Genomic DNA, 26,584 nt, shown 5'->3' with positions numbered 1-26,584 from the left:
GGAGGTGGCCGTCGGCGCGTCCGGCGGCGGCGCCGGTCCCGCCGGGGGACACGGGGACACGGGGACACGGGGACACGGGGCGAACGGGCATACGCCGAAAGGGATCCCCTCGCGCGTCGGCGAGAAGAACGGTGAGTGCGATGCGCGTCCTGCTCAAGGCACGGACGGACGCGGGGAAGGCCGGCGAGGCCGTCCGGCACGGCACCCCGGCGAAGACGATGCAGGAGGTCGTGGAACAGCTCGGGTCCGAGGCGGCCTGCTTCACGTCCGGCCAGGGCGGTCGGACGGGCCGGCCGGTCTTCGACAGGCAGGACGGCTCCCGGACGCCGGTGATCGGCGAGCCGTTCTTCCTCCGCCCCGGCGCGGAGATCGCCCGCACGCCGGTGACGATCACGGACGACGTGCGCAAGGGCCGCGCCCGGCCGGCCCGTCGGGTCCCGGGGCCGGGGCGGTCCGGCTCAGCTGAACACGATCATCGACCCCTGCGCCAGACTCCTGGTGGCCGCCGCGTGCAGCCCGAGCCACACGTGCCGTTCGCGGGCGAACGGGCTCGGGTCGTACGGCGGCGCGACGGCCGGCTCCTCCAGCTCCGTCGGGGCGGCCGGGGGCCGCGGCGCGGCCGGCGGGTTGGCGGGGTCGATGCCGATCGAGGGGGCGACGTACTCCAGCTCCCGCAGCAGGGCCTGGGCGGAACCGAGCGGGCCGCCGCCGGCGAGCAGTTCGTCGTTGGACAAGGGCTGCGGGAAGTCCACCGGCACGTAGGCGCCGGCGTGGTCGTAGTGCCAGACCAGGTGGGACTGCTGGGCCGTCGACTCGAACATCTCCAGGAGCTGCTCGTAGTCGCCGCCCAGGGCGTCGACCGGGGTCACCGGCAGCCCGCACACCTGGAGCAGGTAGGCCCGCCGCAGGAAGTGCAGGGCGTCGTAGTCGAAGCCGGCCACGGGGGCGACGTCACCGGACAGGCCCGGCATGTACTGGTACACCGGCACGGGAGGCAGTCCCGACTCGGCGAGCGCCTTGTCGTACTGCGCGAGTTCCTCGGCGAAGGGGTTGTCGGGGGTGTGGCACAACACGTCGACGAGCGGCACCAGCCACAGGTCACAGGCCAAGGAGAACTCCTCACTCAAGGTGTCGCGCGGTCATTGCTGCCCGGACTGGGAAGGGTAGTCGGTGCGTCCTGCGTCAGTCCCCTCCGTGCAGGTCCCATACCCACACTCCGGCCACCCACCTACCGGGCCGGCCCACGAGCTCGTCCACGGTGGCCCGCAGCGGTTCGTCGTGCGGCTGCGGCGCGAGCACCAGCGCGCCCGCCCTCCAGTACGAGAGGTCCGCCCGGGCCCGCTCCCGCGCCCGGTCGTCGATCAGCTGGGCGACGCCCGTCTCCCGCACGTCCCGCAGCAGGGCCGCCGTCCAGTTCAGCGGCACGCCGTAGACGCCGCTGCGGTCGCCGTCGCCGTAGGGCCGGTTGAAGTAGCCGCCCGGCATCCGGAAGCCGAGGCCGGTGGCGGTCTGCCAGTGCAGGGCCTCGGCGGCGGTGGGGTCGGGCAGCGGCACCGGCACGAGGGACTCGCCGGGGCGGACGTACCCCTTCCAGGCGCCGCCGGTGAAGAAGACGGGCACCGCGGCGCGCGGCTCGGACCGCAGCGGCGCCGGGACCAGGGGGAGCAGGGCCAGGCAGACGGCCAGCGGGACGGCGTGGCGCGGGGCCGGGGAGCGGGAGTCCGCCGACCGGTCGAGGGCGAGGGCGAGCAGCATGCCGAGGACGGGCGCGCAGATCAGCGCCACGCGGCCGACGATGACCGATTCCAGCAGCGGCAGGTGTGCCAGCGGCGCCCAGGGGCCGGGGACCTCGGTGCCGGTCGGCGGGACGCGGACGCGCGGGCCCAGGGAGAGCAGGGCCGCGCCGGCCGCGGTGAACGCCAGCGCCCTGACGACGGGCCGGCGCCACAGGGCGGTGGTGACCGCGAGGGTGAGGAGGAGCAGGGGCCAGCCGTAGAAGGCGTTCTGCTCGGTCCGGTTGAGGGAGAGGGCGTCCGACCGTTCGGCGTCGCCGGCGAGGAGGGACCGCTCGGCGAAGGTGAACAGGGCGCGCACCGGGTTGGCGGCGCCGGGCCCGTGGTCGAGGTGGGTGTAGCTCTGCGGGCCGGAGAACTGCCAGGCCAGCGGATAGACGACCAGGGTCAGGCAGACCGCCGCGGCGATCGCCAGACCGCGCAGCAGGGGACGCGCGGCGGCGCGGGCCGCGGCGGGGCGAGCGGCCGCGTGGCCGGCGGCGAACAGGAGCATGCCCAGCGCGGCCAGCAGCAGGGCCTCCTCGCCGAGGAACACCTGATAGGCCGTCATCAGGCCGAGGGCCACCGCGTCGCGGGTGACGCGGGTGCCCGCGCACAGCCGCAGGGCCCGTTCGACGATCAGCGGGATCATGAACAGGACGACGAAGTTGGGGTGGGCGTTGGCGTGGCTGACCATCGGCGGCGCGAAGGCGGCCAGCGCGGCCCCGGTGAAGGCCGCCGCGCGCCGCCGCACGAGCCGGCGCAGGATCAGCCGGTACCAGGCCGCGGCGGTGGCCGCGAGCCCCAGCGTCATCGCCAGGCTGAGGGCGACGGCCGGACCCCACAGGAGCGTGACCGGGGCGAGCGGGACCGAGAGGCCGGGCATGGTGGTGTTCGCCATCAGGTTCACGCCGTCGGGGAACCCCTGGAGGTCGCTGAACAGGGGGTTCCGCAGGTGCGCGACGCTGTCGGCGGTCACCGCGAAGAACCACTCCCACTGGTTCTGGTCCTGGAGGGAGTCGGTGAGGTAGCGGTGGGAGGGGTCGAGGAACCGGCCGGAGTGGAGCACGACGGCCATGACGAGGAACAGGGCGCCGGCGAGGACGTCGGCGCCCCGGGGGACCGGCAGGCACAGGCGGAGCAGGTCGCGCAGGAAGCGCGGGTAGTCCAGCGGGCGGATCTTGGAACCGGTCCGGTGCGACCAGTGCACGGGGACCTCGGCGACCGGCCAGCCCGCCCGCTGGAAGTGGCGCAGCACCTCCACGTCGATGGCCCAGCCGTCCAGCCGGGACGCCGCGAACGCGGCACGGGCCCTCTCGCCGTCGAACAGCTTGAACCCGCACTGGGTGTCGCGTATCCCGCGCACGGCCGTCCCGCGGACGATCAGGTTGCCCGCGCTGCCGAGCAACCGGCGCACCGGGTGCCGGCGCGCGCCGAGCGTCGCCCCGGGCACGGCACGGGAGCCGACCGCCGCGCCGCCCTCGGCGAGCGCCTCGTCGAGCCGCTCCAACTCGCCCGCGGAGACGGCGAGATCGGCGTCGGTGATCAGCACCCGGCGCCCCCGGCTGGCGCCCACGCCGAGCCGCAGGGCGTGGCCCTTGCCGCGGTTGCGGGGGCTGGTGACCAGCCGCAGCCGGGGGTCGCGGCGCCGGGTGACGAGCTCGCGGGTGGCGTCGGTGGAGCCGTCGTCGGCGACCACGACCTCCCAGCTTCCCCACCGGTCCCCGGCGGCGGCGAGCTGCCGGGTGAGCGCGTCGAGGGTGGGACCCAGCCGGTGCTCCTCGTTGTAGGCGGGGATCACGACGGAGAGGGCGGGCGGCCGACGGGACGCGGGGTCGTCGTGGGGGCCGGGGACGACCCGGTGGGGTGCGGGGCCGGGGCCGGGGCCGGGGGCTTCTCGGGACTCCGGGGTGCCGGGGGACTCCTCGGCGGTGTCCGTCCCGCTCACCCGGCCGCCAGCCGCTCGATCAGCGCGAGGGAGTGCGTGTGGTACGCCTCGACGATCGTGCGGGCCGTCGCGGTGTCGCGGTGCTGGAGGGCGTCGACCAGCTCGGTGTGGCCGGACCACAGGTGGCCGCGCAGGTCGGTCAGCCGGCGCAGGTGCTGCACCAGGCACACCCAGGTCTGCAGGCGCAGCCGGTTCAGGAAGTCGGCGAGGTAGGGATTGCCGAACAGGGCGCTCAACTCGCGCCAGAACCGCAGGTCGTAGCCGATGAGCACGGTCAGGTCGCCGGCCGCCGCGGCCCGCTGCGCCTCCTCGCCGCGCCGGCGCACCCCCGCGGCGGCCGCCGTGATCCGCGGGTCGTCCAGGTCCTGGAAGAGCTGTCCGCCCTCCTCCAGGGCGAGGAACATGCCCTCGATGACCAGGCCGCGCGCCTCGATCATGCTCCGGAAGTCGGCCAGGGAGTACTCGTGCACCCGGAAGCCCCGGTGGTGGTCGGCGTCCAGGAGCCCCTGCGCCGACAGGTCGACCAGTGCCTCGCGGACGGGGGTCGCGGAGACGCCGTACTGGTCGGCGATCTCCTTCACCGTGAACTCCTGGCCCGGCTGGAGCCGTCCCGCCAGCACCTCGTCGCGAAGGGCGTCGACGATCTGCTGCCGCAGTGTGCTGCGGGTCACGGCGCCCTTGCCGCTGCTGCCGGGCATGGTCGGGGCGTCTCCCTCGGGCTCGTCGCGTACGCCGCTCGACGGCGTGAGCGCCATCGGCCGATGGCGTGCTCACCGGTATGTACGAGCACGCCACCTTACGCGTTCGACGAATTCAGGACCTTCTCCGCGGCTCGTCCGCACGCCCGACGGTCGTCCGGCGCGCCCGACGGTCGTCCGGCGCGCCCGACGGTCGTCCGGCGCGCCCGACGGTCGTCCGGCGCGCCCGACGGCCGGCCGGTACGCCCGGTGGCGGCCGGTCCGGTCACCGTCCGGCCGGTCCGGTCACCGTCCGGCCGGTCCGGTCACCGTCCGGCCGGTCCGGTCACCGTCCGGCCGGTCCGGTCACCGTCCGGCCGGTCCGGTGGCCGGACGGCGGTCCGTCCGAGGGTCAGACGGTGTACTCGTCGGCCACCGACAGCGCCGTGTCCAGCGCCGCGAGCCCCTCCTTCAGCTCCGCCTCGCTCGCGTTGCACGGCGGCACGAAGTGGGTGCGGTTCATGTTGACGAAGGGCCACACCCCGGCCTTCTTCGCGGCGGCCCCGAACGCGGCCATCGGCGCGTTCGCCTCACCGGTGGCGTTGTACGGCACCAGCGGCTCGCGCGTCTCGCGGTCCCTCACCAGCTCCAGCGCCCAGAACATGCCGACACCGCGCACCTCGCCGACGCTGGGGTGGCGCTCGGCCAGCTCCCGCAGCCCCGGCCCGACGACGGAGGCGCCGAGGTTCCTCGCGTTCTCCACGACGCCCTCCTCCGCCATCACGTTGATCGTGGCGACGGCGGCGGCACAGGCCAGCGGGTGCCCGGAGTAGGTGAGGCCACCGGGGTAGGGCCGCTTGCCGAAGGTGTCCGCGATCGCCCCGGAGAGGGCGACGCCGCCCAGCGGCACGTACCCGCTGTTCACGCCCTTGGCGAAGGTCATCAGGTCGGGCACGACCCCCGACAGGTCGGCAGCGAACCACTCGCCGGTGCGCCCGAACCCGGCCATGACCTCGTCCAGGACGAAGACGATCCCGTACGTGTCGCACAGCTCGCGGACCCCGGCCAGGTAACCGGGCGGCGGCACCATGATCCCGGCGGTGCCGGGGACGGTCTCCAGGACGATCGCGGCGATCGTCGCGGGCCCCTCGAAGGCGATCGTCGTCTCCAGGTGCTCCAGCGCCCGCGCGCACTCCTGCTCCTCCGTCTCCGCGTAGAAGCGGGAGCGGTACAGGAACGGCGCCCAGAAGTGCACGACCCCGGCCGCGGCCGAGTCGGAGGCCCAGCGGCGCGGGTCACCGGTGATGTTCACGGCCTGCTGGGTGCCGCCGTGGTAGGAGCGGTACGCCGACAGCACCTTGGTCCGCCCGGTGTGCAGGCGTGCCATGCGCACGGCGTGCTCCACGGCGTCGGCGCCGCCGTTGGTGAAGAAGATCTTGTCGAGGTCGCCGGGGGTGCGCTCGGCGATCAGCCGGGCCGCCTCCGAGCGGGCCTCGACGGCGAAGGCGGGCGCGAAGGTGGTCAGGTGCGCGGCCTGCTCCTGGATCGCGGCGACGACCTTGGGGTGCTGGTAGCCGATGTTCGTGTAGACGAGCCCGCTGGTGAGGTCGAGGTAGCGCTTGCCGTCGTAGTCCCAGAAGTACGACCCCTCGGCGCCGGCCACGGCGAGCGGGTCGATGAGTTCCTGCGCGGACCAGGAGTGGAAGACGTGCGCGCGGTCGGCGGCCTTCACGGCGGCGCCGGCCCGGGGGTCGGTCTGAGGGGTCATGCGGGCGAGCGTAAATGTCCGCGATGCGGAAGCGGTATCGGCGTCCTGTTCCGTGGGCGAGCGGATTCCGCGACAGGTTGTCGGGCGTGAACGGCCGGACCGGGCCACGTCGGCACACCTTCATTGACAGCATGCTGCAGAAAAGGCAGCATGCTGTCATAAGGCTCGACCGGCAGAACCGGCAGAGGAGAAGCCATGAGCACCAGCTCCGCCCCCCGCAAGCCCGTGTACCTGGCCGTCTACGACACCTTCGCTGACTGGGAGACCGGCCACGCGACCGCCCACCTCGCCCGGGGCGGGTACGGGATCCGCACGGTCGGCCCCTCGACGCACCCCGTGACCAGCCTCGGCGGACTCCGCGTCCGGCCCGACCTCGCGCTGGCGGACGTACGCCCCGAGGACGGCGCGCTGCTGATCCTGCCGGGCGCCGACCTGTGGGACACCTCCGACGACCTCGCGCCCTTCGCCCGTGCGGCGGGGGAGTTCCTGGCCGCGGGCACCCCCGTCGCCGCGATCTGCGGCGCCACCGCCGGCCTCGCCCGCGCCGGCCTGCTCGACGACCGTGCCCACACCAGTGCCGTCTCCTTCTACCTCGCCGCCACCGGATACGCGGGCGGCGGCCGCTACGTCGACGCCGACGCCGTCACCGACGGGGGACTGATCACCGCCGGACCCACCGAGCCCGTCGCCTTCGCCCGCGAGGTCCTGCGCCTCCTCGGCGTGTACGACGGCGAGGCGCTGGACGCCTGGTACCGGCTGTTCCACGACTCCGACCCGGAGGCCTACGCCGTCCTGCAGAAGGCGGACGCGCGGTGAGCCGCGAGCGGCAGGACCTGCTCAGCCGGAGCGCGCTCGGTGTCTTCCGGCTCAACGGCCGGTTCCTCGGCGTCGCGGAGGAACTGGCCCGCCCCTCGGGCCTCACCGCCGCGTGGTGGCAGGTGCTCGGCGCGGTCCTCGCCGAGCCCCTCCCGGTGTCCGGCATCGCCCGCGCCATGGGCATCACGCGGCAGAGCGTGCAGCGCGTGTCCGACCTGCTGGTCGGCAGGGGGCTCGCGGAGTACCGGCCCAACCCGGCGCACCGGCGCGCCAAACTGCTGGCGCCCACCGCGCGCGGGCGCGCCGCGATCGCCCGCGTCGACCCCGGCCACGCGGCCTTCGCCGACCGGCTGGCCGAGGCGTACGGCGAGGCGGAGCTGGCCGAGGCCGTCCGCGTGCTGGAACGGCTCTCCCGGGTGCTGGAGGAACTGGACCCGCCCGGTCCTGAGCCCGGCCTTGAGCCCGGTCCTGAGTCCCGCTCCGAGCCCCGCCGGGGCGCCCGCGGCGAGGTCCCGTCATGAGCCGGCCCGTGACGGCGGCCGGGAGACCGCGGCCCGGAGCGCCCGTTATGGAACCGTAGACACCACACCGCTCGACTCCCCGAACGGCCGGTTTATTCTCGGCGGGATCACATCTGTGGGGGAAAGGCGGAGCTGCCATGGAGAAGCTGGGACCGGGGGATCCGCAGCGGATCGGCGGCTACCGGCTGCTCGGGCGGCTGGGGTCGGGCGGGATGGGGCAGGTCTTCCTGGCCCGCTCGGACCGCGGGCGGACCGTCGCCGTGAAGCTGGTCCGGCCGGAACTGGCCGAGCGCGAGGAGTTCCGGGCGCGGTTCCGCCAGGAGGTGCGCAACGCCCAGCGCGTCGGCGGGTTCTGGACCGCTCCCGTCCTCGACGCCGACACCGAGGCCGCCGTGCCCTGGGTCGCCACCGGCTACGTCGCCGGACCCAGCCTCCAGCAGGTGGTGGACCACGACCACGGCCCGCTGCCCGAGCGGTCGGTGCGCATCCTGGCCGCCGGCCTCGCGCACGCCCTCACCAACATCCACGCCGCCGGGATCGTCCACCGCGACCTGAAGCCGTCCAACGTGATGGTCACCATCGAGGGTCCCCGCGTCATCGACTTCGGCGTCGCGCGGGCCCTGGAGACGGTGTCCGGCGACGGCGTTCCGACCCAGCTCGGCGACGGCGGCCTCACCCGGACCGGCGCGGTGATCGGCTCGCCCGGCTTCATGGCCCCCGAGCAGGTGCGCGGCGACCGGATCACGCCCGCCTGCGACGTCTTCTGCCTGGGCTCCGTCCTCGCCTACGCCGCCACCGGCGTCCTCCCCTTCGGCTCCGCCGACCGGCAGGGCGTCCACGCGCTGCTGTTCCGCATAGCCGAGGAGGAACCCGACCTCACGCACGTCCCCGAGGGCGTCGCCGACCTGGTCCGCGCCTGCCTGCGCAAGGACCCGGCGACCCGGCCCACGCTGGAGTGGATCCTGGAACGCAGCGGCGCCGGGGACACCGTCGCCGACGGCCGCTCCCGCGACCCGTGGCTGCCCGGCGCCCTCGTCGCCCAGCTGGGCCGGCACGCCGTGCGGCTCCTGGAGACGGAGGACCCCCAGGGGGCCCTCACGGAGGCCGCTTCGCACCGCTCCGGCCCCCGCGGCACCCTCGCGGGCCCGCCCGACCACGTCCCCACCCCGGCCGCGCCCCACCCGGCGTACGGCCACCCCCAGCCGTACCCGGCCCCGCAGCCGATGCCGGCGCGGACACCGATGCCGATGCCGGCGCAGGCGCCGGTCCCGCACAACCCCTACGCGGCCGACACGACGGCGTACGGCGCCTCCCGCGCCGACCACTTCGGCCACCCCGACCACCCCGACGACCTCCAGGACCCGCCCCGCCGCCGCGGCCGCTCCACGGTGCTGCTCGGGGCGGTCGCCGCCGTGGTCGCGCTGGCCGCCGGCGGCACGGTGTACGCCGTCATGAACGGCGACGACGGCACGTCCGGCGCGCTCCCGGCCCCCACGACGTCGGCCCCCGCGATGCCGACCGGACCCGTGACCCCGTCCCCGTCCCCGTCGGGCTCCTCCTCCCCGTCGCCCTCACCGCGGGAGGGCGGGATCCCCGAGGACTACCTGGGCACCTGGACCACCACGATCAACGGCACCGACACCCGCCGCCTGACCCTCGCCCAGGGCGAGGTGGGCGACACGGTCCTGCGCCTGGTGGCCGACGGCGCGTCCTACCACTGCGAGTTCGCGGCCGGCCTGAGCCGGCCCCCGACCGCGCGGTCGCCCCTGTCCCTGGGGCCTTCCGACGTCACCACGGGCGAGCCCCTCTCCTCCTGCTCCCCGGGCGCGGCCACGGAGGTGACGCTCCTGTCGGACGGCCGCCTGGAGCGGCTCAACCCCACGACCGGCGAAAAGCTGACGTACGACCGGAGCTGACGCGGCTGAGAGGCGACGTGTGGGGCGCGGCGACGCGCGGGGCGTGCCGGCCCGTCCGGCGACCGAGGCTGAGGCCGGTTCAGGCCGCACGAGGGGGTCCGGGGACACAGCTGCCGGGACCGGGACGGGAAGGGGCGGCGGGGGCCAGGAAACCACCGGCCCGGCCGCCGTGGGTCCGGCCCGCCACCGGCCCGCCCCCCGGCAGGTCACCGCGGCTCGGGCGGACGCTGCCGGGGCATGTGGGGCCGCCCCGCGCCGCCGGGCGGCAGCGGGATCCGCCCGGGGGCCGCACCGGCGTCCCGCACCCCGCCTCCGGAGACACCCGTCCCCTGCAACCCCATCGGCGCCGCCCCCGTACGGAACGACACCATCCAGTCCGCCGTCTCCACCCGCACCAGCTCGGTCACGTCCTCCGAGAACCGCCGCAGCACCCCCAGGCACCGCTCGGCGGCCTCGCCGGCCGTCCCCTCCGCCGGCCCCAGCACCTCCCGCACGCTCTCCGACGCCCACTCGAACTGCAGCACCTGCAGCCTCCGCTGTACCGCCTGCGCCGTGGCCATGTCCCTCATCCACCCGGCCGTCATCCCGAAGAACCGGTCGAAGGCCAGGCACGCCGCCGCCCCCAGCAGCGCCAGATACCCCCAGGGCGCCACCCCGCCCGTCGCCCCGGCGACATCGAGCAGCGGCAGCACCGCCCCCGTCACCGCCCCCGCCGCGGCCCCGCCCCGCAGGACCCGCGCCACCCGCCGCTTCCACACCCGGTCGGCGAGGTACCAGGCGGCCGTGTCCAGGGCGCCCCGCTCGACCCACCGGTACAGCTCGTCGAGCCGCTCGGCCGGCTCGCCCCAGTCCCCGAGCGGAAAGGCCCGCCCGGTCAGGTCGCCCGGCCGCAGCCCCGCCGCGCCCCCGCCCCGCCCGTCCTGGGACGGACCCTCGGGCTGCCTCTCCGGCTGCTGCCCCACCCGGCACTCCCTACTGTCCGACCGATACCGCTTGCGCGACGCCCGGCGCCACCCGATGCCACCGGGACTCCCGGGGCCGATGCGCCGGACCCCTTCCTACCTCCCAATGGGTGGCGAAGAGGAAGGTTTCACCTCTTTTCCGCCCGCAAGTGGGCCTTGATCAGGTATGGGCCACACGCGAGACTCACTCGAAAGAGTGCTGGGGCGGCACCCGCACAGACCACGTAGGCTCGTGCCCAGCGGGAAAATCCCGTACCGACCGAGGCCCGGAAGAGGAGCTGATCGTGATTCCCGGTGGTGGCCAGCCCAACATGCAGCAGCTGCTCCAGCAGGCCCAGAAGATGCAGCAGGACCTGGCCCGCGCCCAGGAGGAGCTGGCGAACACGGAGGTCGACGGCCAGTCCGGCGGCGGCCTGGTGCGGGCCACCGTGACGGGCGCCGGTGAGCTGCGCGCCCTGAAGATCGACCCCGGGGCGGTGGACCCCGAGGACACCGAGACCCTCGCCGACCTCGTCGTCGCGGCCGTCCAGGCGGCCAACGAGAACGCGCAGAACCTCCAGCAGCAGAAGCTCGGCCCGCTGGCCCAGGGGCTCGGCGGCGGCGGCATCCCCGGCCTGCCCTTCTGACCCCTCTCCCCGTCTCCCCGGGGCCGGCCGTCGCGATGTCCGTCGCCCACGCGACGCCCACACCGCCTTCCTAGGACGGGCGGCGGCCAACTACCGTACGTACTGCAAGGAACCCAGGAAGGACGGCAGTCCGTTGTACGAAGGCGTGGTCCAGGACCTCATCGACGAACTGGGGCGGCTCCCCGGCGTCGGTCCCAAGAGCGCGCAGCGGATCGCCTTCCACATCCTCCAGGCGGAACCGACGGACGTACGGCGTCTCGCGCAGTGCCTGATGGAGGTCAAGGCGAAGGTCCGCTTCTGCGCGACCTGCGGCAACGTGGCGCAGGAAGAGCTGTGCAACATCTGCCGCGACCCCCGCCGCGACCTCTCCGTCATCTGCGTGGTCGAGGAGCCGAAGGACGTGGTCGCCGTCGAGCGCACCCGCGAGTTCCGGGGCAAGTACCACGTGCTGGGCGGGGCGATCAGCCCGATCGAGGGCGTCGGCCCCGACGACCTGCGCATCAGGGAACTGCTGGCCCGCCTCGCCGACGGCGCCGTCACCGAGCTGATCCTCGCCACCGACCCGAATCTCGAGGGCGAGGCGACGGCCACGTACCTCGCCCGCATGATCAAGCCCATGGGCCTGAAGGTCACCCGCCTGGCCAGCGGCCTCCCGGTGGGTGGCGACCTGGAGTACGCGGACGAGGTCACGCTCGGCCGCGCCTTCGAGGGGAGACGACTGCTAGATGTCTGACGCCACGCTGCACGCGACCGGCCGGAACCCGGACGATTTCGTCGTCCAGGTCGCCGATCAGATCGAGAGTTTCCTGGTCGCGGTCTCCGAGGTCGCCAAGGGTGACGAGCCGGACTCGGCCGTGCCCTTCCTCCTGCTGGAGGTCTCCCAGCTCCTGCTGGCCGGCGGCCGCCTCGGCGCCCACGAGGACATCGTCCCCGACGAGCGCTACGAGCCCGATCCCGGATTCGAGCCCGACGTGGACGAACTGCGCGAGAACCTCGCCCGTCTCCTGGACCCGGTCGACGTCTACTCCGAGGTCTTCGACCCCTACGAGCCCCGCAAGGCGCCCGTCCCCGCCCGTATCTCCGACGACCTCGCCGACGTCATCGCCGACCTCCGGCACGGCATGGTCCACTACCGGGCCGGCCGCACCACGGAGGCCCTGTGGTGGTGGCAGTTCTCCTACTTCTCCAACTGGGGCGCCACGGCCTCGGCGACCCTGCGCGCCCTCCACTCGGTCCTGGCCCACGTCCGCCTCGACCAGCCCCTGCAGGAGCTGGACGGCCTGGACACCGACCAGGGCGACGGCGACGAGACCCTGGAGTTCGAGGCGGGCCGGGTGATGGCCCAGGAGATCGGCGGCCCGCTGGGACCGGGAGCGCTCAGGTAGCCACCGGCCGCTCCCCGCTCCGGCCGTGCCCGCCGTGATGCTCCGACGGTGCCCGTCACGGTGCTCCGATGGTGCTTGAAACTTAATGCACAGCTATCACTTCGGTGCCAGTGGGCAGGGACTGTCCTGGACGACCCGCCCGGACGCCTCCCGGGAGTCTCACCATGCGGTATCCCGGGGGCCGTCCCCGGGCGCTCGTTAGACTGAGCCGACCCGCAGTACAAGGGCGTATGTGCGGAAAAAGACAAACTGAGCGAGGAGCGCACGTGGGCCTTGTCGTGCAGAAGTACGGAGGCTCCTCCGTAGCCGATGCCGAGGGCATCAAGCGCGTCGCCAAGCGGATCGTGGAAGCCAAGAAGGACGGCCACCAGGTGGTCGCCGTGGTTTCCGCGATGGGCGACACGACGGACGAGCTGATCGATCTCGCGGAGCAGGTTTCCCCGATCCCTGCCGGGCGCGAGCTCGACATGCTGCTGACCGCCGGAGAGCGGATCTCCATGGCCCTGCTGGCGATGGCGATCAAGAACCTGGGCCACTCCGCCCAGAGCTTCACCGGCAGCCAGGCAGGTGTCATCACCGACTCGGTCCACAACAAAGCCCGGATCATCGATGTCACGCCGGGCCGGATCCGTGACTCGCTCGACGAGGGCAACATCGCCATCGTCGCCGGGTTCCAGGGCGTCAGCCAGGACACCAAGGACATCACCACACTGGGGCGCGGCGGGTCCGACACCACCGCCGTGGCCCTCGCGGCCGCCCTCGACGCCGAGGTGTGCGAGATCTACACCGACGTCGACGGCGTGTTCACCGCCGACCCGCGCGTGGTGAAGAAGGCCCGGAAGATCGACTGGATCTCCTTCGAGGACATGCTCGAACTGGCCTCCTCCGGGTCGAAGGTGCTGCTCCACCGCTGCGTGGAGTACGCCCGCCGGTACAACATCCCGATCCACGTCCGTTCGTCCTTCAGCGGACTTCCGGGCACCTGGGTCAGCAGCGAGCCGATCGAGCAAGGGGACAAGCAGGTGGAGCAGGCCATCATCTCCGGTGTCGCGCACGACACCTCCGAGGCCAAGATCACGGTCGTCGGCGTGCCGGACAAGCCGGGTGAGGCGGCCACGATCTTCCGCACGGTCGCCGACGCGCAGATCAACCTCGACATGATCGTGCAGAACGTGTCCGCGGCCTCCACCGGCCTCACGGACATCTCCTTCACGCTGCCGAAGTCCGAGGGCCGCAAGGCGATCGACGCCCTGGAGAAGAACAAGAGCGGCATCGGCTTCGACTCGCTGCGCTACGACGACCAGATCGGCAAGATCTCCCTCGTCGGCGCCGGCATGAAGACCAACCCGGGCGTCACCGCCGACTTCTTCAAGGCGCTCTCCGACGCGGGCGTCAACATCGAGCTGATCTCGACCTCCGAGATCCGCATCTCGGTCGTCACCCGCGCCGACGACGTGCCGGAGGCCGTGCGGGCCGTGCACACCGCCTTCGGCCTCGACTCCGACAGCGACGAGGCCGTCGTCTACGGGGGCACCGGGCGATGACCCGACGACCGACGCTCGCGGTCGTGGGAGCGACCGGAGCGGTCGGCACGGTCATGCTGAAGATCCTGTCCCAGCGCGCCGACGTCTGGGGCGAGATCCGACTGATCGCCTCGCCGCGCTCGGCCGGCCGCAAGCTGGCCGTGCGCGGCGAGGAGGTCGAGGTGGTGGCGCTCACCGAGGAGGCCTTCGACGGCGTCGACATCGCGATGTTCGACGTGCCGGACGAGGTCGCCGAGCGGTGGGCGCCGCTCGCCGCCGCCAGGGGCGCGGTGGTCGTGGACAACTCGGGCGCCTTCCGGATGGACCCCGACGTGCCCCTGGTCGTCCCCGAGGTCAACGCCCACGCCGTGCGCAACAGGCCGCGAGGCATCGTCGCCAACCCGAACTGCACCACCCTGTCGATGATCGTCGCGCTGGGCGCGCTGCACGCCGAGTACGGCCTGCGCGAGCTGGTGGTGTCGTCGTACCAGGCGGTCAGCGGGGCGGGCCGGGCCGGCGTGGAGACGCTGCGCCGGCAACTGTCCATGGTCGCCGGCACGGAACTGGGGACCAGCCCCGGTGACGTACGGCGGGCCGTCGGCGACCGGACGGGCCCCTTCCCGGAGCCGGTCGCGCTGAACGTCGTGCCGTGGGCCGGGTCGCCGCGCGAGGACGGCTGGTCGTCGGAGGAGATGAAGGTGCGGGACGAGTCCCGCAAGATCCTCGGACTGCCGAAGCTGCCCGTCGCCGTGACCTGCGTGCGCGTGCCGGTGATCACCGTGCACTCCCTCACCGTCCACGCCCGCTTCCAGGACGAGGTCACCGTCGGCGGCGCCCGCGAGATCCTCGCCACCGCACCCGGCGTCGTCCTCTTCGACAACCCGGCCGCCGGGGAGTTCCCCACGCCCGCCGACGTCGTCGGCACCGACCCCACCTGGGTCGGCCGGGTGCGCCGGGCGCTCGACGACCCCACGGCGCTCGAACTCTTCGTGTGCGGGGACAACCTGCGCAAGGGGGCCGCCCTGAACACCGCGCAGATCGCCGAACTGGTGGCGGCGGAGCACACGGGTGACGTTCGCGGCGGCCGCAACGCTTGAGGGGACGGGGGAGGCTGTCCGGAAATTCCCTGGTCGGCGGCCTCGACCTTTGTAGGATCTGTCGCACGGCGATGTGAGCCGGTCGACGACCGGCACCACTTGTATCGGACACCTGTGGCGTTCGAAGATTTTCCTCCCCGCCCTCCGCAACCACGCGGAGCGCGGGGAGCGTCTTTGCGCTCGCCCTGTGGGGTGCGCGCAGAGGTGATCCCGGCGCATGGGGACGCCGGGATCGGGGCGTGGGGACGCCCGTACACATGGCATACAGGAGAAGAGCGGGGCAGATGAGGGCATGGCAGGCACCGCCCGTGCGGCTGCCGGCGGATGCGCGCGGGGCATCCGGGGCAGGGGCGCGCGCGGGTGCGGCGGCGTCCGGCGCGAAACTCGCGTCCGGCCCGTACAACCCCGGCGGGGGGAAACGTGTCCAACAGGCGTGGCAGAGGTTCTCGACTTCCCGGCGACCCGTGGCACGGCCCTGCGGCCGCCCCGTGGCGCCCTCCGACCCCGCATGCCCGGCGCGCCCGGCGGCATGCCGGTGATCGCGCCCATGCCCGCAGCGCGGCCCGCCCGCGTACCCAGCCAGCGTGACACCGACGAGGTGGCCGCCGGCACCACCGTCGACCACCTCACCGAGACCTACCGGGCCCACTACCGCTCGCTGCTCGGTCTCGCAGCCCTCCTCCTCGACGACACCGCCTCCTGCGAGGACGTCGTCCAGGAGGCCTTCATCCGCGTCCACTCCGCGCGCAAACGCGTCCGCGACCCGGAGAAGACCCTCGCCTACCTGCGCCAGACGGTCGTCAACCTCTCCCGCTCCGCCCTGCGCCGCCGCATCCTCGGCCTGAAGCTGCTCTCCAAGCCGATGCCGGACATGGCCAGCGCGGAGGAGGGCGCCTACGACCAGCTGGAGCGCGACTCCCTCATCAAGGCGATGAAGGGCCTCCAGCGCCGCCAGCGCGAGGTCCTCGTCCTGCGCTACTTCGCCGACATGACCGAGGCCCAGGTCGCCGAGACCCTCGGCATCTCGCTCGGCTCGGTCAAGGCCTACGGCTCGCGCGGCATCGCCGCCCTGCGCGTCGCCATGGGGGCGGCGGCGTGAGCGCGCGGGGCGAGAAACCCGACGGCGGGGAACCCGGCGGCGGGGACGCGCACGAACGGCGCGAGCCGTACGCGTGGCACGGGCCGATGGCACCGCCGCACAAGCAAGAGCCGAAGCAATCGCACGCTGGGAACGGAACCGTGAACCACCACCTCGACGACCAGGGTCCCGACGGGCTCGACTCGGACGAGCTGGCACTGCGCCGCATGCTGCACCAGGCGGTCCAGGAGATGGCGCCGAGCGACGGGACGCTGGAGCACCTCCGGCGGGCCGTCCCCGTCCGCCGGGCCCGCAAGCGCCAGGCCGCCGTGGGGATGGCCGCCGCGGCCCTCTTCGTCGGCACCGCCGTCCCCGCCCTGCTGCACGTCTCCGGGTCCGGCGGTTCCGAGGCGAGTCCCTCCATCGCCGGCCAGGCCTCGCAGACCCAGGGCGGCGCCGGTGAGGGCGAGAGTCCCGACGGCGACACCTCCGGCAAGGTCGGCGCGCCCGCCGGCACCACCGGCCGACCCGGTCAGGACAGCACCGAGGACCCCGACGGCGCCGAGGCCTCCGGCAGCGCGACCGGCTCGCCCGACGGCACCGGACCCGCCGCCAGCTCCCCGGCCGACGCCCCCGCCTGCACCCCGTCCCAGCTGGGTGACTCCAGCGCCGCCGTCGAGGTCCCCGACTCGGCCGGCGTCGTCTACGGCACCTTCCGCGTCGTCAACGTCTCCGGCCGCGGCTGCACCGTCGGCGGGAGCGTGTCCGTGACGCCCACCGCACAGGGCGCCGCCGACCCCGCGAAGATCGCCCTGGCCGCGCACACCTCCGGTGACGCGGCGGCCGGCCTGCCCGACCCCTCCCTCTACGTCTCCCAGCTGGTCCTCGCACCGGGCTCGGCGTACGACGTGCGGTTCGCCTGGGTGCCCTCCGAGACCTGCCCCACCGACGGCGGCACCGACGGCGGCACCACCACCGGCGGCCCCTCGTCCTCCCCGAACCCCTCCCCGAGCGGGCAGAGCGGCACCACGGACGGCACGACGGGCGGTACGACGTCCGGCACGTCCGGCACGGCTGCCCAGCTGTTCACCGAGGACGGCACGGCCGACGGCAGCGTCCTGGTGACGTACACGGCGCAGGGCGGCGCGCCGACGGTGAGCGCGACGGTGCCGGACGCGTGCGCGGGAACGGTCTACCGGACGGGCGTGCTGGCGTCGACGTCGGCGTCCTGAGCCGCCGCGGGGGAGCCGGCGGACCCGGGGGACCCGGGGGAGGCCGGGGGCCCGGCGGGCGTGGGGGAACCGGGTGACGCGGAGGCGTCGGGCCCGGTGATCCCCAGTTCCGCGTCCCGCGCGAACTCGATCTCGCGCCGCAGCAACCGGAACCACATGAACACCACGAACCCGGCGAAGACGAACCACTCGCCGGTGTAACCGAGGTTCTGGAACGCCTTCAGGTCCAGCCCCGTGCCGCTCGGCGCGCGCGCGGGCACCGCCGTCATCCCCGGGCCGGCGGTGTCGAGGGTGACCCAGGCGTCGTAGAGGTCGTCGGAGACGAGGTTGACCAGCGAGGCCGTGCTGATCGCGCCGGTCTGGCCGGGCGGCAGGCCGCCCCGCGCGCTCACCCCGTTGTCGCCGGGCGTCTCGGACGCCTGGAGCGCGCCGGTGACCTCGACCTCGCCGGCCGGCGGGGCCGGAGCCCTGGCGGCGTCGGCCGTACCGGGCAGCCAGCCGCGCACGACGGGCAGGGTCCTGCCGCCGTCGGTGCGCAGCAGCGTCAGCACGTAGAAGCCCGGCCGGCCGTCCAGCTCACGGTCGGGGACCAGCAGCTGGTCGCCGTACCGCCCGCTCACGGTGACCCGCTTGCCGGACGTGGCCTTGTCCACGGGCAGCATCTCGGCCAGCGGGCGCGGTACCAGGGTGCGGGCGGAGTCGGCCTGCGCCTCGGCGCTGCGGTGGTCGTCCACGCGCGCCTCGAACCGGCTCAACTGCCAGGACCCCATGAACACGCAGAAGGGGATGGCCAGCAGCACGAAGACGTTGATCCCCCACCAACGGGGCGTCAGCAGAAACCGGTACACACCGACAACGGTACGGGGCGGGGGCGGGGGAGCGGTCCGCGGGGTGGGCCGCGGGTGGGGCGCGGCGCGGGGTCCGGCGGGGCGGACACGCGGCCTCGGCGGTCCGGGTCCGTCCACAGGAGCGGCCGCGGCTCTCCCGGTCCGTCCACAGGAGGGGGTCGCGACCGGTCGGGGTTGTCCACAGGCGGGGCGGTGACCGGTCCGGATCCGTCCACAGGAGCGTTCGCGGCGGTCCGGTTGTCCACAGGCTGGGGGCCGTGGTGCTCCTTTGTCGGCGGAGGCGGGCACTATGGGGCCATGACTGAGAGCAACGGGTCCGCCGCGCCGCAGCGGTACGAGGAGATGCCGGACTGGGAGAAGCGCTTCCGGGCGCCCCGGGTGTCGCTGCCCGACTGGGCGGAGGACGCGCCGGACCGCTCCCTGTTCGTGTCGAACGCGACAGGGACCTACGAGCTGTACGCCTGGGACCGGACCACCGGCGAGCAGCGCCAGGTGACGAACCGGGCCAACGGCACGACGGACGGCGTGCTCTCCCCGGACGGCGCCTGGATCTGGTGGTTCGACGACAAGGACGGCGACGAGTTCGGCGTCTGGCGCCGCCAGCCCTTCGAGGGCGGCGAGGACGAACTCGCGACACCGGGCCTGGACCCGTCCTACCCGGCGGGCCTGGCCCTGGCCAGGGACGGCCGTACGGCGGTGGTGGGCCGCTCCACGGACGAGGACGGCACGACGATCCACGTGGCGCGGTTCGGCGAACCGCCGGCCGAGCTGTACCGCCACCGCGAGTCGGCGGGTGTCGGGGACCTGTCCCACGACGGCACCCTGATCGCGATCGAGCACACCGAACACGGCGACGCCATGCACTCCGCGCTGCGCGTCCTGCGCCCCGACGGCTCCCCGGTCGCCGAACTGGACGACACCGAGGGCGGCACCCGGGAGCTGGGTCTCGAAGTGCTGGGCTTCGCGCCCGTCGACGCCGACACCCGCCTGCTGATCGGCCACCAGCGCCGGGGCCGCTGGGAGCCGCTCGTCTGGGACGTGGCGACCGGCGAGCAGACCGACCTGGCCCTCGACCTGCCCGGCGACGTGGGCGCGGAGTGGTACCCGGACGGTTCCGGACTCCTGGTCTCGCACAGCTTCGAGGCCCGCAGCGAGCTGTTCCGCTACGACCTGACGAGCCGGGAACTCGTGCGGGTGCCGACCCCGCCGGGCACGGTCTCGAGCGCGACGGCCCGCCCCGACGGCAGCGTGGAGTACCTGTGGTCGTCGGCCGCCGAGCCGCCCACCGTCCGCTCGACGACGGGCGAGCCGGTCCTGGACCCGCCCGGCATGAAGTCCCCGGGTTCGGTGCCGGTGGAGGACGTCTGGGTGGAGGGCCCCGGCGGCCGCATCCACGCCCTGGTCCAGAAGCCGGCCGGCGCGAGCGGCCCCCTGCCCACCGTGTTCGACATCCACGGCGGCCCCACCTGGCACGACAGCGACTCCTTCGCGGCCGGCCCCGCCGCCTGGGTCGACCACGGCTACGCGGTCGTCCGCGTCAACTACCGGGGCTCCACCGGCTACGGCCGCGCCTGGACGGACGCCCTGAAGCACCGGGTCGGCCTGATCGAGCTGGAGGACATCGCGGCGGTCCGCGACTGGGCGGTGACCTCGGGCCTGGCCGATCCCGACCGCCTGGTCCTCACCGGCGGCTCCTGGGGCGGCTACCTGACCCTCCTGGGCCTGGGCACCCAGCCCGAGGCGTGGGCGCTGGGCATCGCGGCGGTCCCGGTGGCCGACTACGTCACGGCCTACCACGACGAGATGGAAGCCCTCAAGGCGATGGACCGCACCCTCCTGGGCGGCACCCCCGAGGAGGTCCCCGACCGCTTCACGGCCTCCTCCCCCCTCACCTACGTCGACCGGGTCAAGGCCCCCGTCCACATCTCGGCCGGCGTCAACGATCCTCGCTGCCCCATCCGCCAGATCGACAACTACGTGGCCCGCCTGGAGGACAGAGGCGCCCTCCACGAGGTCTACCGCTACGACGCGGGCCACGGCTCCCTGGTGGTGGACGAACGCATCAAGCAGGTCCGCCTGGAGCTGAGGTTCGCGGAAAAGCACCTGAACCGCTGAGGGACCCCGACACCGGCAGCCGGCAGCCGGCAAAGGGGCGCGGTACCAGGGGCGGGCGGTGGAGGCCGAGCTCCTCACCGGCCGGCCTCCGGAACCCGTGCCGATCCTTTCGGGGCGGCCCGCCGGGGCGGCCCGTGCCGGCCACCCAGGACCGGCCATCCTGGGCCCGCCCGCCGCGGCGGGCGCGGGGCCGCCCCGCCCCCGGCCACCGCTCCGAAGGGCCTGCCGTTGCCTTCCGGGCCCGCCTCTCCGGAACGGCTCCCCACGGGAGGCGGCCCTCATCGGCGTCCGTGCTCCCGCACCCCCGGTCGGAGGTGCGGGGGACGGAGTCCCCGCCGGGGTCCAGGAGCGGAGCCCCTGACGGGGGCGAAGGGGCGAAGCCCCCTGGGGACGGGACCGACAGGGGCGGTGGGGGCGGGAGAGGAAGGCGGCTACACCCCCGCCGTTCCCCTCCGCCGCCGCCCCAGCAACTCCGCCAGCCCCCACCGCGTAGCGGCCAGCACCACCCGGTCCTCACCCCGCAGCACATACGAGTCGGGCAGATCCCACACCAGCCCCGCCCCCGCCCCAGCCCTGGCTCCAGCCCCGGCTCCCGTCCCGGCCCCCCGCCCCTCGTCCCCCGCCCCGGACGACTCCCGCCCGGCCCCCTCCAACGCCAGCACCCGCCAGTACCCGGCCCGGAACGCCTCCCCCACCGTCTTGCCCACCAACTGCCCGTACCCCCCGACCTCCAGCGAAGCGAACAACAACACCCGCCGCTCCACCGGGATCGCCCCCAGGATCTGCCGCCCCATCATCGCCCCCGCGAAGGACGGCGCGGCCAGATGCGTCACGCTCCGACTCCGCGTCAGCGCCTGCGGATGCGCCGCCCGCAGCGTCCGGTAGACCGCGGTCGCGAAGTCGTCGTCGTACAGCCGCAGCACCACCCGCAGATCGTGCCGCAAGGACCGCGCGTACAGGGCGGCCTCGAGGTTCGTCGTGTCGGAGCTGGTGACCGCCAGCAAGGCGTGCGCCCGACGGATCTTCGCCGCCTCCAGCACCCCCTCCTGCGTGACGTCCCCCAGCACCACCGGCACCCGCAGGCGCCGCGCCACCGCGACCCCCCGCGCCTCCGGGGAGGCCTCGACGCACACCACGGGGATGTCCAGCTCCCGCAGCCGCGTCAGCACCCGCGCCCCGATCTTCCCCAGCCCCAGCAGCACCACATGCCCACCCAGACCCCGCGGTGGCCGCCGCAACGACCCGGCCGCCCGGAACGTCCCCAGCCCCTCCAGCACGGCCGCCAGCAACACCGGCAGCAGCAGCAGCCCCACCAGCCCGGACAGCAGTTGGAGAACCTGCCGCTCGGTCGACGAACCCACCGCCGGATCGTTGATGGAGAACAGGTCCAGCAGCGTCAGATACACCGCCCCCAGCGGGTGGACCCCCGTCACCAGCCACAACGTCACCGCCAGCGCGACGACACACCCCACGAGCCCCGCCAGCGACCACCGCAGCCGCCGTGAGAACAGGGAGGCGAACGGCGCCACGACCCCGACCCCGACCCCCCGCCCGGAGGGCAACGCGGGTCCGGCCGAGTACGACACCTGCTCCAGCACGACACTGCCCCGCCCGCTCGCCGCGGCGACCGTGGCCGCGTCCGGCAGCAGCAACGGCCCCTGCTCCCCGCTGGCCTCGGAACCGTCCGCGAAGGCGGGGTCGTTGCTCGTCGCGGACAGCAGGGCGAGCGTGGCCAGCCCGGGACCGGTGGTCCGCCCGGACCCCGGGGCGGGCCGTTCGACGGCCCGCAGCAACAGTCCGTCCGTCTGGACGACCTTGCTGGTGCCGGCGACGGCGGTCGCGGCCAGCGCGGGCGCGGCGGTGTCGGCGTCGGACAGGACGGTGGTGGAGGCGTCCCCCACCGCGGACCCGCCGCCCCCGCCCCCGCCCACGGTCGCCAAGGCGGCCGCCTGGTCGAGGAGTTCCTCGATGTGCTGCCCCAACCGCCGGTTGTACAGCCGCAGGACGAGTCGCAGCCGGGGGTTGAGCCGACGGGCGGTGAGGGCCGCGCGGATGTTCGTCTCGTCGTCGTCGTAGACGAGCGCGAGCGCGGCCGCCCGGTCCACTCCCGCCTCGGCGAGCACGGCCTCGGTCGGCTCGACGGCCTCCAACACCCGTCCCGTGGAACCGGCTTCGCCGCCGGCCGCCGCACCCGCGACCGGTCCGGGCCCGGCTCCCGTCCCCGCAGCGGTCCCCGTTCCCGCTCCCGACCCCCCGCTGTTCCCGGCGGCCCGGCTGACGGCAGCGCTCACCACCCGGTCGAGCAGTGCCGCGGACACCGCGCGGGCGCGCCCCACGACGGGCGGCCGTACCGCCCGCTCGGAGGGCGGGACGACGAGCGTGACCTGCTCCTCGTACACACCGCGCAACTCCGCGGCCAGCCGGTGCGCGAGCCCGTCGTCGCCGCACACCACCATGTGCGCGCCGGACCCGCCCGGCGCCGGACCCTGATTCGGTAGACCAGCCACGAGGGGAAAGACTGCCTCACCGCGACGGGCGGTTCCAGACCCGTCCCCGAACCCTGAACGAGCGGAGCCGCGGGCCCGTAAGGGAGGGGAGGGAGAACGACGCGACCCGGAGGTGCCCCACCCGTGGCCACAACCGAACAGGCCCCGAAACAGCCGGGCACCCCGAAGGCGAAGAGCACCCCCGGCGAGAAGGGGAACGAGAGCGCGCCCCCCGGCCCCCGCCGCCTGACCTCCCCCCTGGCCCTCACCCTCCTCCTGCTCCTCATGGTGCTGCTGCAGGCCCCCCTGCGCCGCGCCCTCTCCGCCCCGGTGATGCAGACCTGGACGACGGTGTTCGTGGCGGTGATGATCCAGGCGCTGCCGTTCCTCGTCCTGGGCGTCCTGCTGTCGGCGGCGATCGCGGTCTACGTCCCGCCGTCCTTCTTCGCCCGGGCCCTGCCCGGCCGGCCCGCGCTGGCGGTCCCGGTGGCGGGCCTGGCGGGCGCGGTCCTGCCGGGCTGCGAGTGCGCGTCCGTACCGGTCGCGGGTGCGCTGGTGCGCCGCGGGGTGACGCCTGCCGCCGCGCTCGCCTTCCTCCTCTCCGCCCCGGCGATCAACCCGATCGTGCTGACGGCGACGGCGGTGGCGTTCCCCCGCGACCCGGAGATGGTCCTGGCCCGTTTCGTGGCGAGCCTGCTGGTGGCCTGCGCCATGGGCTGGCTGTGGCACCGCCTGGGCCGCACGGACTGGATGCGACCGCCGGCGCACGCCCGCCACGAGGGCCGGAGCAGGGGCGAGGCGTTCTGGGACGCGACGCGCCACGACGTGATGCACGCGGGCGGGTTCCTGGTGGTGGGCGCGATGGCGGCGGCGACGCTGAAGGCGGTGGCCCCGGAGCACTGGCTGCGTGCGGCGGCCGGCGACCCGATGGTGGCGGTGCCGGCGCTCGCGGTGCTGGCGGTGGTCCTGTCGATCTGCTCGGAGGCGGACGCGTTCGTGGCGGCCTCACTGACGCAGTTCTCGCTCACGGCCCGGCTGGCCTTCCTGGTCGTCGGCCCGATGATCGACCTGAAACTGTTCGCGATGCAGGCGGGGACGTTCGGCCGCGGCTTCGCCCTCCGCTTCGCGCCCGTCACCTTCGTCCTGGCGATCGCCGGGGCGGTCCTGACCGGGGCGGTGCTGCTGTGAACCGCCAGGCCCAGTCGGCCGTCCTGTTCCTCCTCGGCGCGAGCCTGCTGCACGCGGGCACCACCGACCTCTACCTGCGCTACGTGAAGGCGGGCCTGCGCCCCCTGCTCCTGGCGGCGGGCGCGGCCCTGATCGCGACGGCACTGGCGACGGCCCGGTACGAGTGGCGCGCGACGCGACCGAAGGACGACGCCGGCACCCCCCGCGCCCGTCACCCCCACCCTGAGCCCCGCGTCTCCTGGCTGCTCGTCCTCCCCCTGCTCGCCCTGATCCTGGTGACCCCGCCGGCCCTCGGCTCGTACAGTGCCACCCGCGCCGGTACGGCGCTCCAGGAGCCGCTGGCCTACCCGGAGCTGCCCACCGCGGACCCCCTCCGCCTCAGCGTGGTCGACTACGCGGGCCGCGCGGCCTACGACGACGGCCGCACGCTCACCGGCCGCCGCATCCGGCTCACCGGCTTCCTGGCACTGGACCGCGACGGCACCCCGTACCTGGTCCGCATGGCGCTCAACTGCTGCGCGGCGGACGCCCAGCCGGTCAAAGTGGGCCTGACCGGCCGGATCCCCCCGGTGCTCCAGCCGGACACCTGGATGGAGATCACCGGCACCTACACCCCGCACCGCATCGAGGACCCCGTCAACGACGGCCCGATCCCCTTCATCGAGGTCACCGAGGCCAGGCCGACGCCCGCGCCGAAGGACCCCTACGACGAGACGTGGAACACCTGAGACACCCGTGGTGCCGGCGGTGCCGGGCCCCGTGGTGTCAGGACTGGTACGGCTGCTGCTGCGGCTGCCCGTAGGCCTGACCGCCCTGGCCGCCGACGGCCTGCGCCTGCAGGTGATCGGCCTGCTCCTTCACCAGCTTCTGCTCCGCCCCGCAGAACGTGCACTGCGTGGCGTACTTCGTCGAGATCGGGAACAGCGGCACGAAGAACAGCGTGAACTTCGTGACGCGCTTGCGCAGCGTGTGGGCGGACGGATTGCCGCAGCGCCCGCACACCAGCGTCAGTATCGCGAGCTGGTACAGATACCCCTTGGTCCCAAAGATGATCATGTCGCCGGTCCTTTCCCGGTTCGTCGCCTCCCTCCCACCATGCGAGGAAGCAGCGTCTGACACCACACACGATGCCATCCCCCCACCGTCCATGATCCCCCTACGAGCCTCCCGACGACCGGCCCCGCGGCAGACCGGCGGCCTCTGCCGCGCTCCGCTCGCCACCCTGGCCCCGGTCGCGGCGGCGGCCGGAATTCCCGCCCCCGCAAGCTGTTCTGTTTCCTACCGTGATCGACAAGGAGAGGGAGGGGCGGAGCGGTGAGCGAGGCGGACGAACGACGGGGCGCTCGAACGGCGGGCGACGGACCGGAGCCGTCATGCTGACGATCACCAAGGAGTTCCACTTCTCGGCCGGCCACATACCGGACCGCCTTCCGAGCCGGCGTCCCCGCGCCCGCCCGCACGGCCACGACTCCATCGTGGTTCTGGAACTGATCTCCCGGCGTGAGCGCCTCACCGGGGCAGGTCACCCTGTCGCCCGACACCGGCCCCGGGGCAAGGTGCGCGATGACGCGACCGCTCTCCACCGGTCACTGACGTGGTCCCCAGTGGTGCTGGACGGTCCGGCGGGGTGCCCTGCCTCGACTCGGGCCCCCGCCGCGCGTCCGAAACGTCAGCCGCCCACGTACCAGCTGAACCCGCCGTTGCTGGCGGCGACGACCAGGAGCACGAGCCACAGCACCACGTCGACGATGCCGAGGACGATGCCTGCCTTGGCCATGCCGGCCCCGTTCCCGACCCCCGCCTGACGTCGGGCGACGGCGCCGAAGACGATGGCCAGGGGCCCCAGAACGATGTTCAGGATGAACAGGCCGACGATGCCGCAGGAAAGGCTCGCGATCGCCAGACCGTTGGTGCGCGAGCTGGAGGACGCGGCAGAAGAGCTGCCATAACTCGACATTGCACACTCCCTGTTGTCGGTTGCACGGACCGAAAGGGCCTCGCGCTCGTTGTGTTCGGCTTGGCTGTTCGCATGCCCCTCCGAGCCGTTCCCATGTCGACGGACCGTCAGGTACGCCGTGCTGTCTCTCGGCGCCGAGCGGCTGGACCGGCTGACCCTGCAGGACACGGGGCCTCGGCTCAACAAGCTCGCCGACGCCTGTCAGTGCCGTGCCGCAGTCGGGGCAAGGACGCCCCACGACCCGAGGAGCGGCGGTGACGGTGCGCGAAGGGGGAGCGCTGCCGACGAACCCTCTCGAAGCGCTCGGTCGACGACGCCCGGACGATCCTCCGCAGCGTGCCGGCCGACGCCATGGTCGAGGAGGACGTCCCGAAGGACGGCGCCCGGCTCCTCAAGATCCACAGGCCCCGGAGCGACCGGCCCGAACCCTGGTCGCTCGAAGAGGCGTGCGGCTTCCCGGCGCTCCGCAAGCTCGGAAGGCACTGGGCGGCGGCAGCAAGCAGAAGAAGGGCGAGCGCACGCAGCGAGAAGCGGACGGAAGACCCGCCGGGCAGAGACGGCCGACAAGAGTCATAGCGGTTGCTGTACTCCACTGTCGCACGCACGACAGAGGCCCATTCACGATCACGTGAATGGGCCTCTGACCTGTGTGGGGGTGGCGGGATGTGA

General features: G+C 73.9%; 22 protein-coding genes. 13 read left to right on the top strand and 9 right to left on the bottom strand.

Going from position 1 to position 26,584, the window contains the following annotated elements:
* Positions 1-458 precede the first annotated feature (458 nt).
* The 4 genes from ACZ5FU_RS09675 to ACZ5FU_RS09660 form a co-directional block, all read right to left on the bottom strand.
* Positions 459-1,109, bottom strand: coding sequence for a hypothetical protein (locus ACZ5FU_RS09675; protein WP_451529492.1), 651 nt, complete (start codon positions 1,107-1,109; stop codon positions 459-461).
* A 73-nt stretch (positions 1,110-1,182) separates the two neighbouring features.
* Complete coding sequence (locus ACZ5FU_RS09670; RefSeq protein ID WP_451781671.1) at positions 1,183-3,573, bottom strand: glycosyltransferase; 2,391 nt, start codon at positions 3,571-3,573, stop codon at positions 1,183-1,185.
* Positions 3,574-3,716: 143 nt separating this feature from the next.
* Positions 3,717-4,418, bottom strand: coding sequence for a GntR family transcriptional regulator (locus ACZ5FU_RS09665; protein WP_451529491.1), 702 nt, complete (start codon positions 4,416-4,418; stop codon positions 3,717-3,719).
* A gap of 391 nt (positions 4,419-4,809) precedes the next feature.
* Positions 4,810-6,165 (bottom strand): aspartate aminotransferase family protein, encoded by a 1,356-nt coding sequence (locus tag ACZ5FU_RS09660; protein WP_451529490.1) that lies wholly within the window; start codon positions 6,163-6,165, stop codon positions 4,810-4,812.
* A 195-nt stretch (positions 6,166-6,360) separates the two neighbouring features.
* Between ACZ5FU_RS09660 and ACZ5FU_RS09655 the strand changes: the two genes are divergently transcribed.
* The 3 genes from ACZ5FU_RS09655 to ACZ5FU_RS09645 all read left to right on the top strand — a co-directional run bounded on the left by ACZ5FU_RS09655 (position 6,361) and on the right by ACZ5FU_RS09645 (position 9,418).
* On the top strand, positions 6,361-6,981 hold the full coding sequence (locus tag ACZ5FU_RS09655) for a type 1 glutamine amidotransferase family protein (RefSeq protein WP_451529489.1): 621 nt from the start codon (positions 6,361-6,363) through the stop codon (positions 6,979-6,981).
* The gene (locus ACZ5FU_RS09650; protein WP_451781653.1) at positions 6,978-7,502 is read left to right on the top strand and encodes a MarR family winged helix-turn-helix transcriptional regulator; all 525 of its coding nucleotides are present in this window, start codon (positions 6,978-6,980) and stop codon (positions 7,500-7,502) included. The genes ACZ5FU_RS09655 and ACZ5FU_RS09650 overlap by 4 nt, the downstream gene beginning before the upstream one ends.
* Positions 7,503-7,639: 137 nt before the next feature.
* Positions 7,640-9,418, top strand: coding sequence for a serine/threonine-protein kinase (locus ACZ5FU_RS09645; RefSeq protein ID WP_468839954.1), 1,779 nt, complete (start codon positions 7,640-7,642; stop codon positions 9,416-9,418).
* Between the two features lie 206 nt (positions 9,419-9,624).
* Here ACZ5FU_RS09645 and ACZ5FU_RS09640 read toward each other — a convergent pair whose 3' ends face one another.
* Positions 9,625-10,380, bottom strand: coding sequence for an SLATT domain-containing protein (locus tag ACZ5FU_RS09640; protein WP_451529486.1), 756 nt, complete (start codon positions 10,378-10,380; stop codon positions 9,625-9,627).
* A gap of 284 nt (positions 10,381-10,664) precedes the next feature.
* On the opposite strand from ACZ5FU_RS09640, the gene ACZ5FU_RS09635 reads away from it, so the two are divergent.
* The 7 genes from ACZ5FU_RS09635 to ACZ5FU_RS09605 all read left to right on the top strand — a co-directional run bounded on the left by ACZ5FU_RS09635 (position 10,665) and on the right by ACZ5FU_RS09605 (position 17,321).
* Positions 10,665-11,006: a YbaB/EbfC family nucleoid-associated protein gene (locus ACZ5FU_RS09635; protein WP_451529485.1), complete on the top strand. Its 342-nt coding sequence runs from the start codon at positions 10,665-10,667 to the stop codon at positions 11,004-11,006.
* A 133-nt stretch (positions 11,007-11,139) separates the two neighbouring features.
* On the top strand, positions 11,140-11,739 hold the full coding sequence (gene recR / locus ACZ5FU_RS09630) for a recombination mediator RecR (protein WP_107018120.1): 600 nt from the start codon (positions 11,140-11,142) through the stop codon (positions 11,737-11,739).
* The gene (locus tag ACZ5FU_RS09625) at positions 11,732-12,391 is read left to right on the top strand and encodes a DUF5063 domain-containing protein (RefSeq protein WP_451529484.1); all 660 of its coding nucleotides are present in this window, start codon (positions 11,732-11,734) and stop codon (positions 12,389-12,391) included. The genes recR and ACZ5FU_RS09625 overlap by 8 nt, the downstream gene beginning before the upstream one ends.
* Positions 12,392-12,657: 266 nt before the next feature.
* On the top strand, positions 12,658-13,935 hold the full coding sequence (locus tag ACZ5FU_RS09620; RefSeq protein WP_366058468.1) for an aspartate kinase: 1,278 nt from the start codon (positions 12,658-12,660) through the stop codon (positions 13,933-13,935).
* Positions 13,932-15,011 carry an aspartate-semialdehyde dehydrogenase gene (locus tag ACZ5FU_RS09615; RefSeq protein WP_451529483.1) on the top strand — a complete coding sequence of 360 codons (1,080 nt, stop codon included), beginning with the start codon at positions 13,932-13,934 and terminating at the stop codon, positions 15,009-15,011. The genes ACZ5FU_RS09620 and ACZ5FU_RS09615 overlap by 4 nt, the downstream gene beginning before the upstream one ends.
* 508 nt (positions 15,012-15,519) lie before the next feature.
* Positions 15,520-16,110 carry a SigE family RNA polymerase sigma factor gene (locus tag ACZ5FU_RS09610; protein WP_451529482.1) on the top strand — a complete coding sequence of 197 codons (591 nt, stop codon included), beginning with the start codon at positions 15,520-15,522 and terminating at the stop codon, positions 16,108-16,110.
* A gap of 140 nt (positions 16,111-16,250) precedes the next feature.
* Positions 16,251-17,321, top strand: coding sequence for a hypothetical protein (locus tag ACZ5FU_RS09605; protein ID WP_469045170.1), 1,071 nt, complete (start codon positions 16,251-16,253; stop codon positions 17,319-17,321).
* Here ACZ5FU_RS09605 and ACZ5FU_RS09600 read toward each other — a convergent pair.
* The gene (locus tag ACZ5FU_RS09600) at positions 17,282-18,169 is read right to left on the bottom strand and encodes an SURF1 family protein (RefSeq protein ID WP_469045169.1); all 888 of its coding nucleotides are present in this window, start codon (positions 18,167-18,169) and stop codon (positions 17,282-17,284) included. The genes ACZ5FU_RS09605 and ACZ5FU_RS09600 overlap by 40 nt on opposite strands.
* 297 nt (positions 18,170-18,466) lie before the next feature.
* Between ACZ5FU_RS09600 and ACZ5FU_RS09595 the strand changes: the two genes are divergently transcribed.
* Positions 18,467-20,284: a S9 family peptidase gene (locus tag ACZ5FU_RS09595; RefSeq protein WP_451529479.1), complete on the top strand. Its 1,818-nt coding sequence runs from the start codon at positions 18,467-18,469 to the stop codon at positions 20,282-20,284.
* Between the two features lie 431 nt (positions 20,285-20,715).
* On the opposite strand, the gene ACZ5FU_RS09590 is transcribed toward ACZ5FU_RS09595, so the two are convergent.
* Entirely contained in the window at positions 20,716-22,740 is a 2,025-nt protein-coding gene (locus ACZ5FU_RS09590) for an NAD-binding protein (RefSeq protein WP_469045270.1), read from the bottom strand.
* Between the two features lie 174 nt (positions 22,741-22,914).
* Here ACZ5FU_RS09590 and ACZ5FU_RS09585 point away from each other — a divergent pair, with 174 nt between their 5' ends.
* Both ACZ5FU_RS09585 and ACZ5FU_RS09580 read left to right on the top strand, forming a co-directional pair.
* Positions 22,915-23,958: a permease gene (locus ACZ5FU_RS09585; protein ID WP_469045168.1), complete on the top strand. Its 1,044-nt coding sequence runs from the start codon at positions 22,915-22,917 to the stop codon at positions 23,956-23,958.
* Positions 23,955-24,686 carry a TIGR03943 family putative permease subunit gene (locus tag ACZ5FU_RS09580; RefSeq protein ID WP_451529478.1) on the top strand — a complete coding sequence of 244 codons (732 nt, stop codon included), beginning with the start codon at positions 23,955-23,957 and terminating at the stop codon, positions 24,684-24,686. Before ACZ5FU_RS09585 ends, ACZ5FU_RS09580 begins: the two co-directional genes overlap by 4 nt.
* 37 nt (positions 24,687-24,723) lie before the next feature.
* On the opposite strand, the gene ACZ5FU_RS09575 is transcribed toward ACZ5FU_RS09580, so the two are convergent.
* Both ACZ5FU_RS09575 and ACZ5FU_RS09570 read right to left on the bottom strand, forming a co-directional pair.
* Positions 24,724-25,014, bottom strand: a complete 291-nt coding sequence (locus tag ACZ5FU_RS09575; RefSeq protein WP_451529477.1) for a zinc-ribbon domain-containing protein — start codon at positions 25,012-25,014, stop codon at positions 24,724-24,726.
* Between the two features lie 613 nt (positions 25,015-25,627).
* A complete protein-coding gene (locus ACZ5FU_RS09570; RefSeq protein ID WP_451529476.1) occupies positions 25,628-25,915 on the bottom strand; it encodes a DUF4190 domain-containing protein in 288 nt (95 codons plus the stop codon).
* Positions 25,916-26,584: the final 669 nt, after the last annotated feature.

Source organism: Streptomyces sp. NPDC031554, assembly GCF_055580685.1.
The sequence above is the reverse complement of the archived record's forward strand: the minus strand, read 5'-3'. Positions and strand labels throughout refer to the sequence as shown.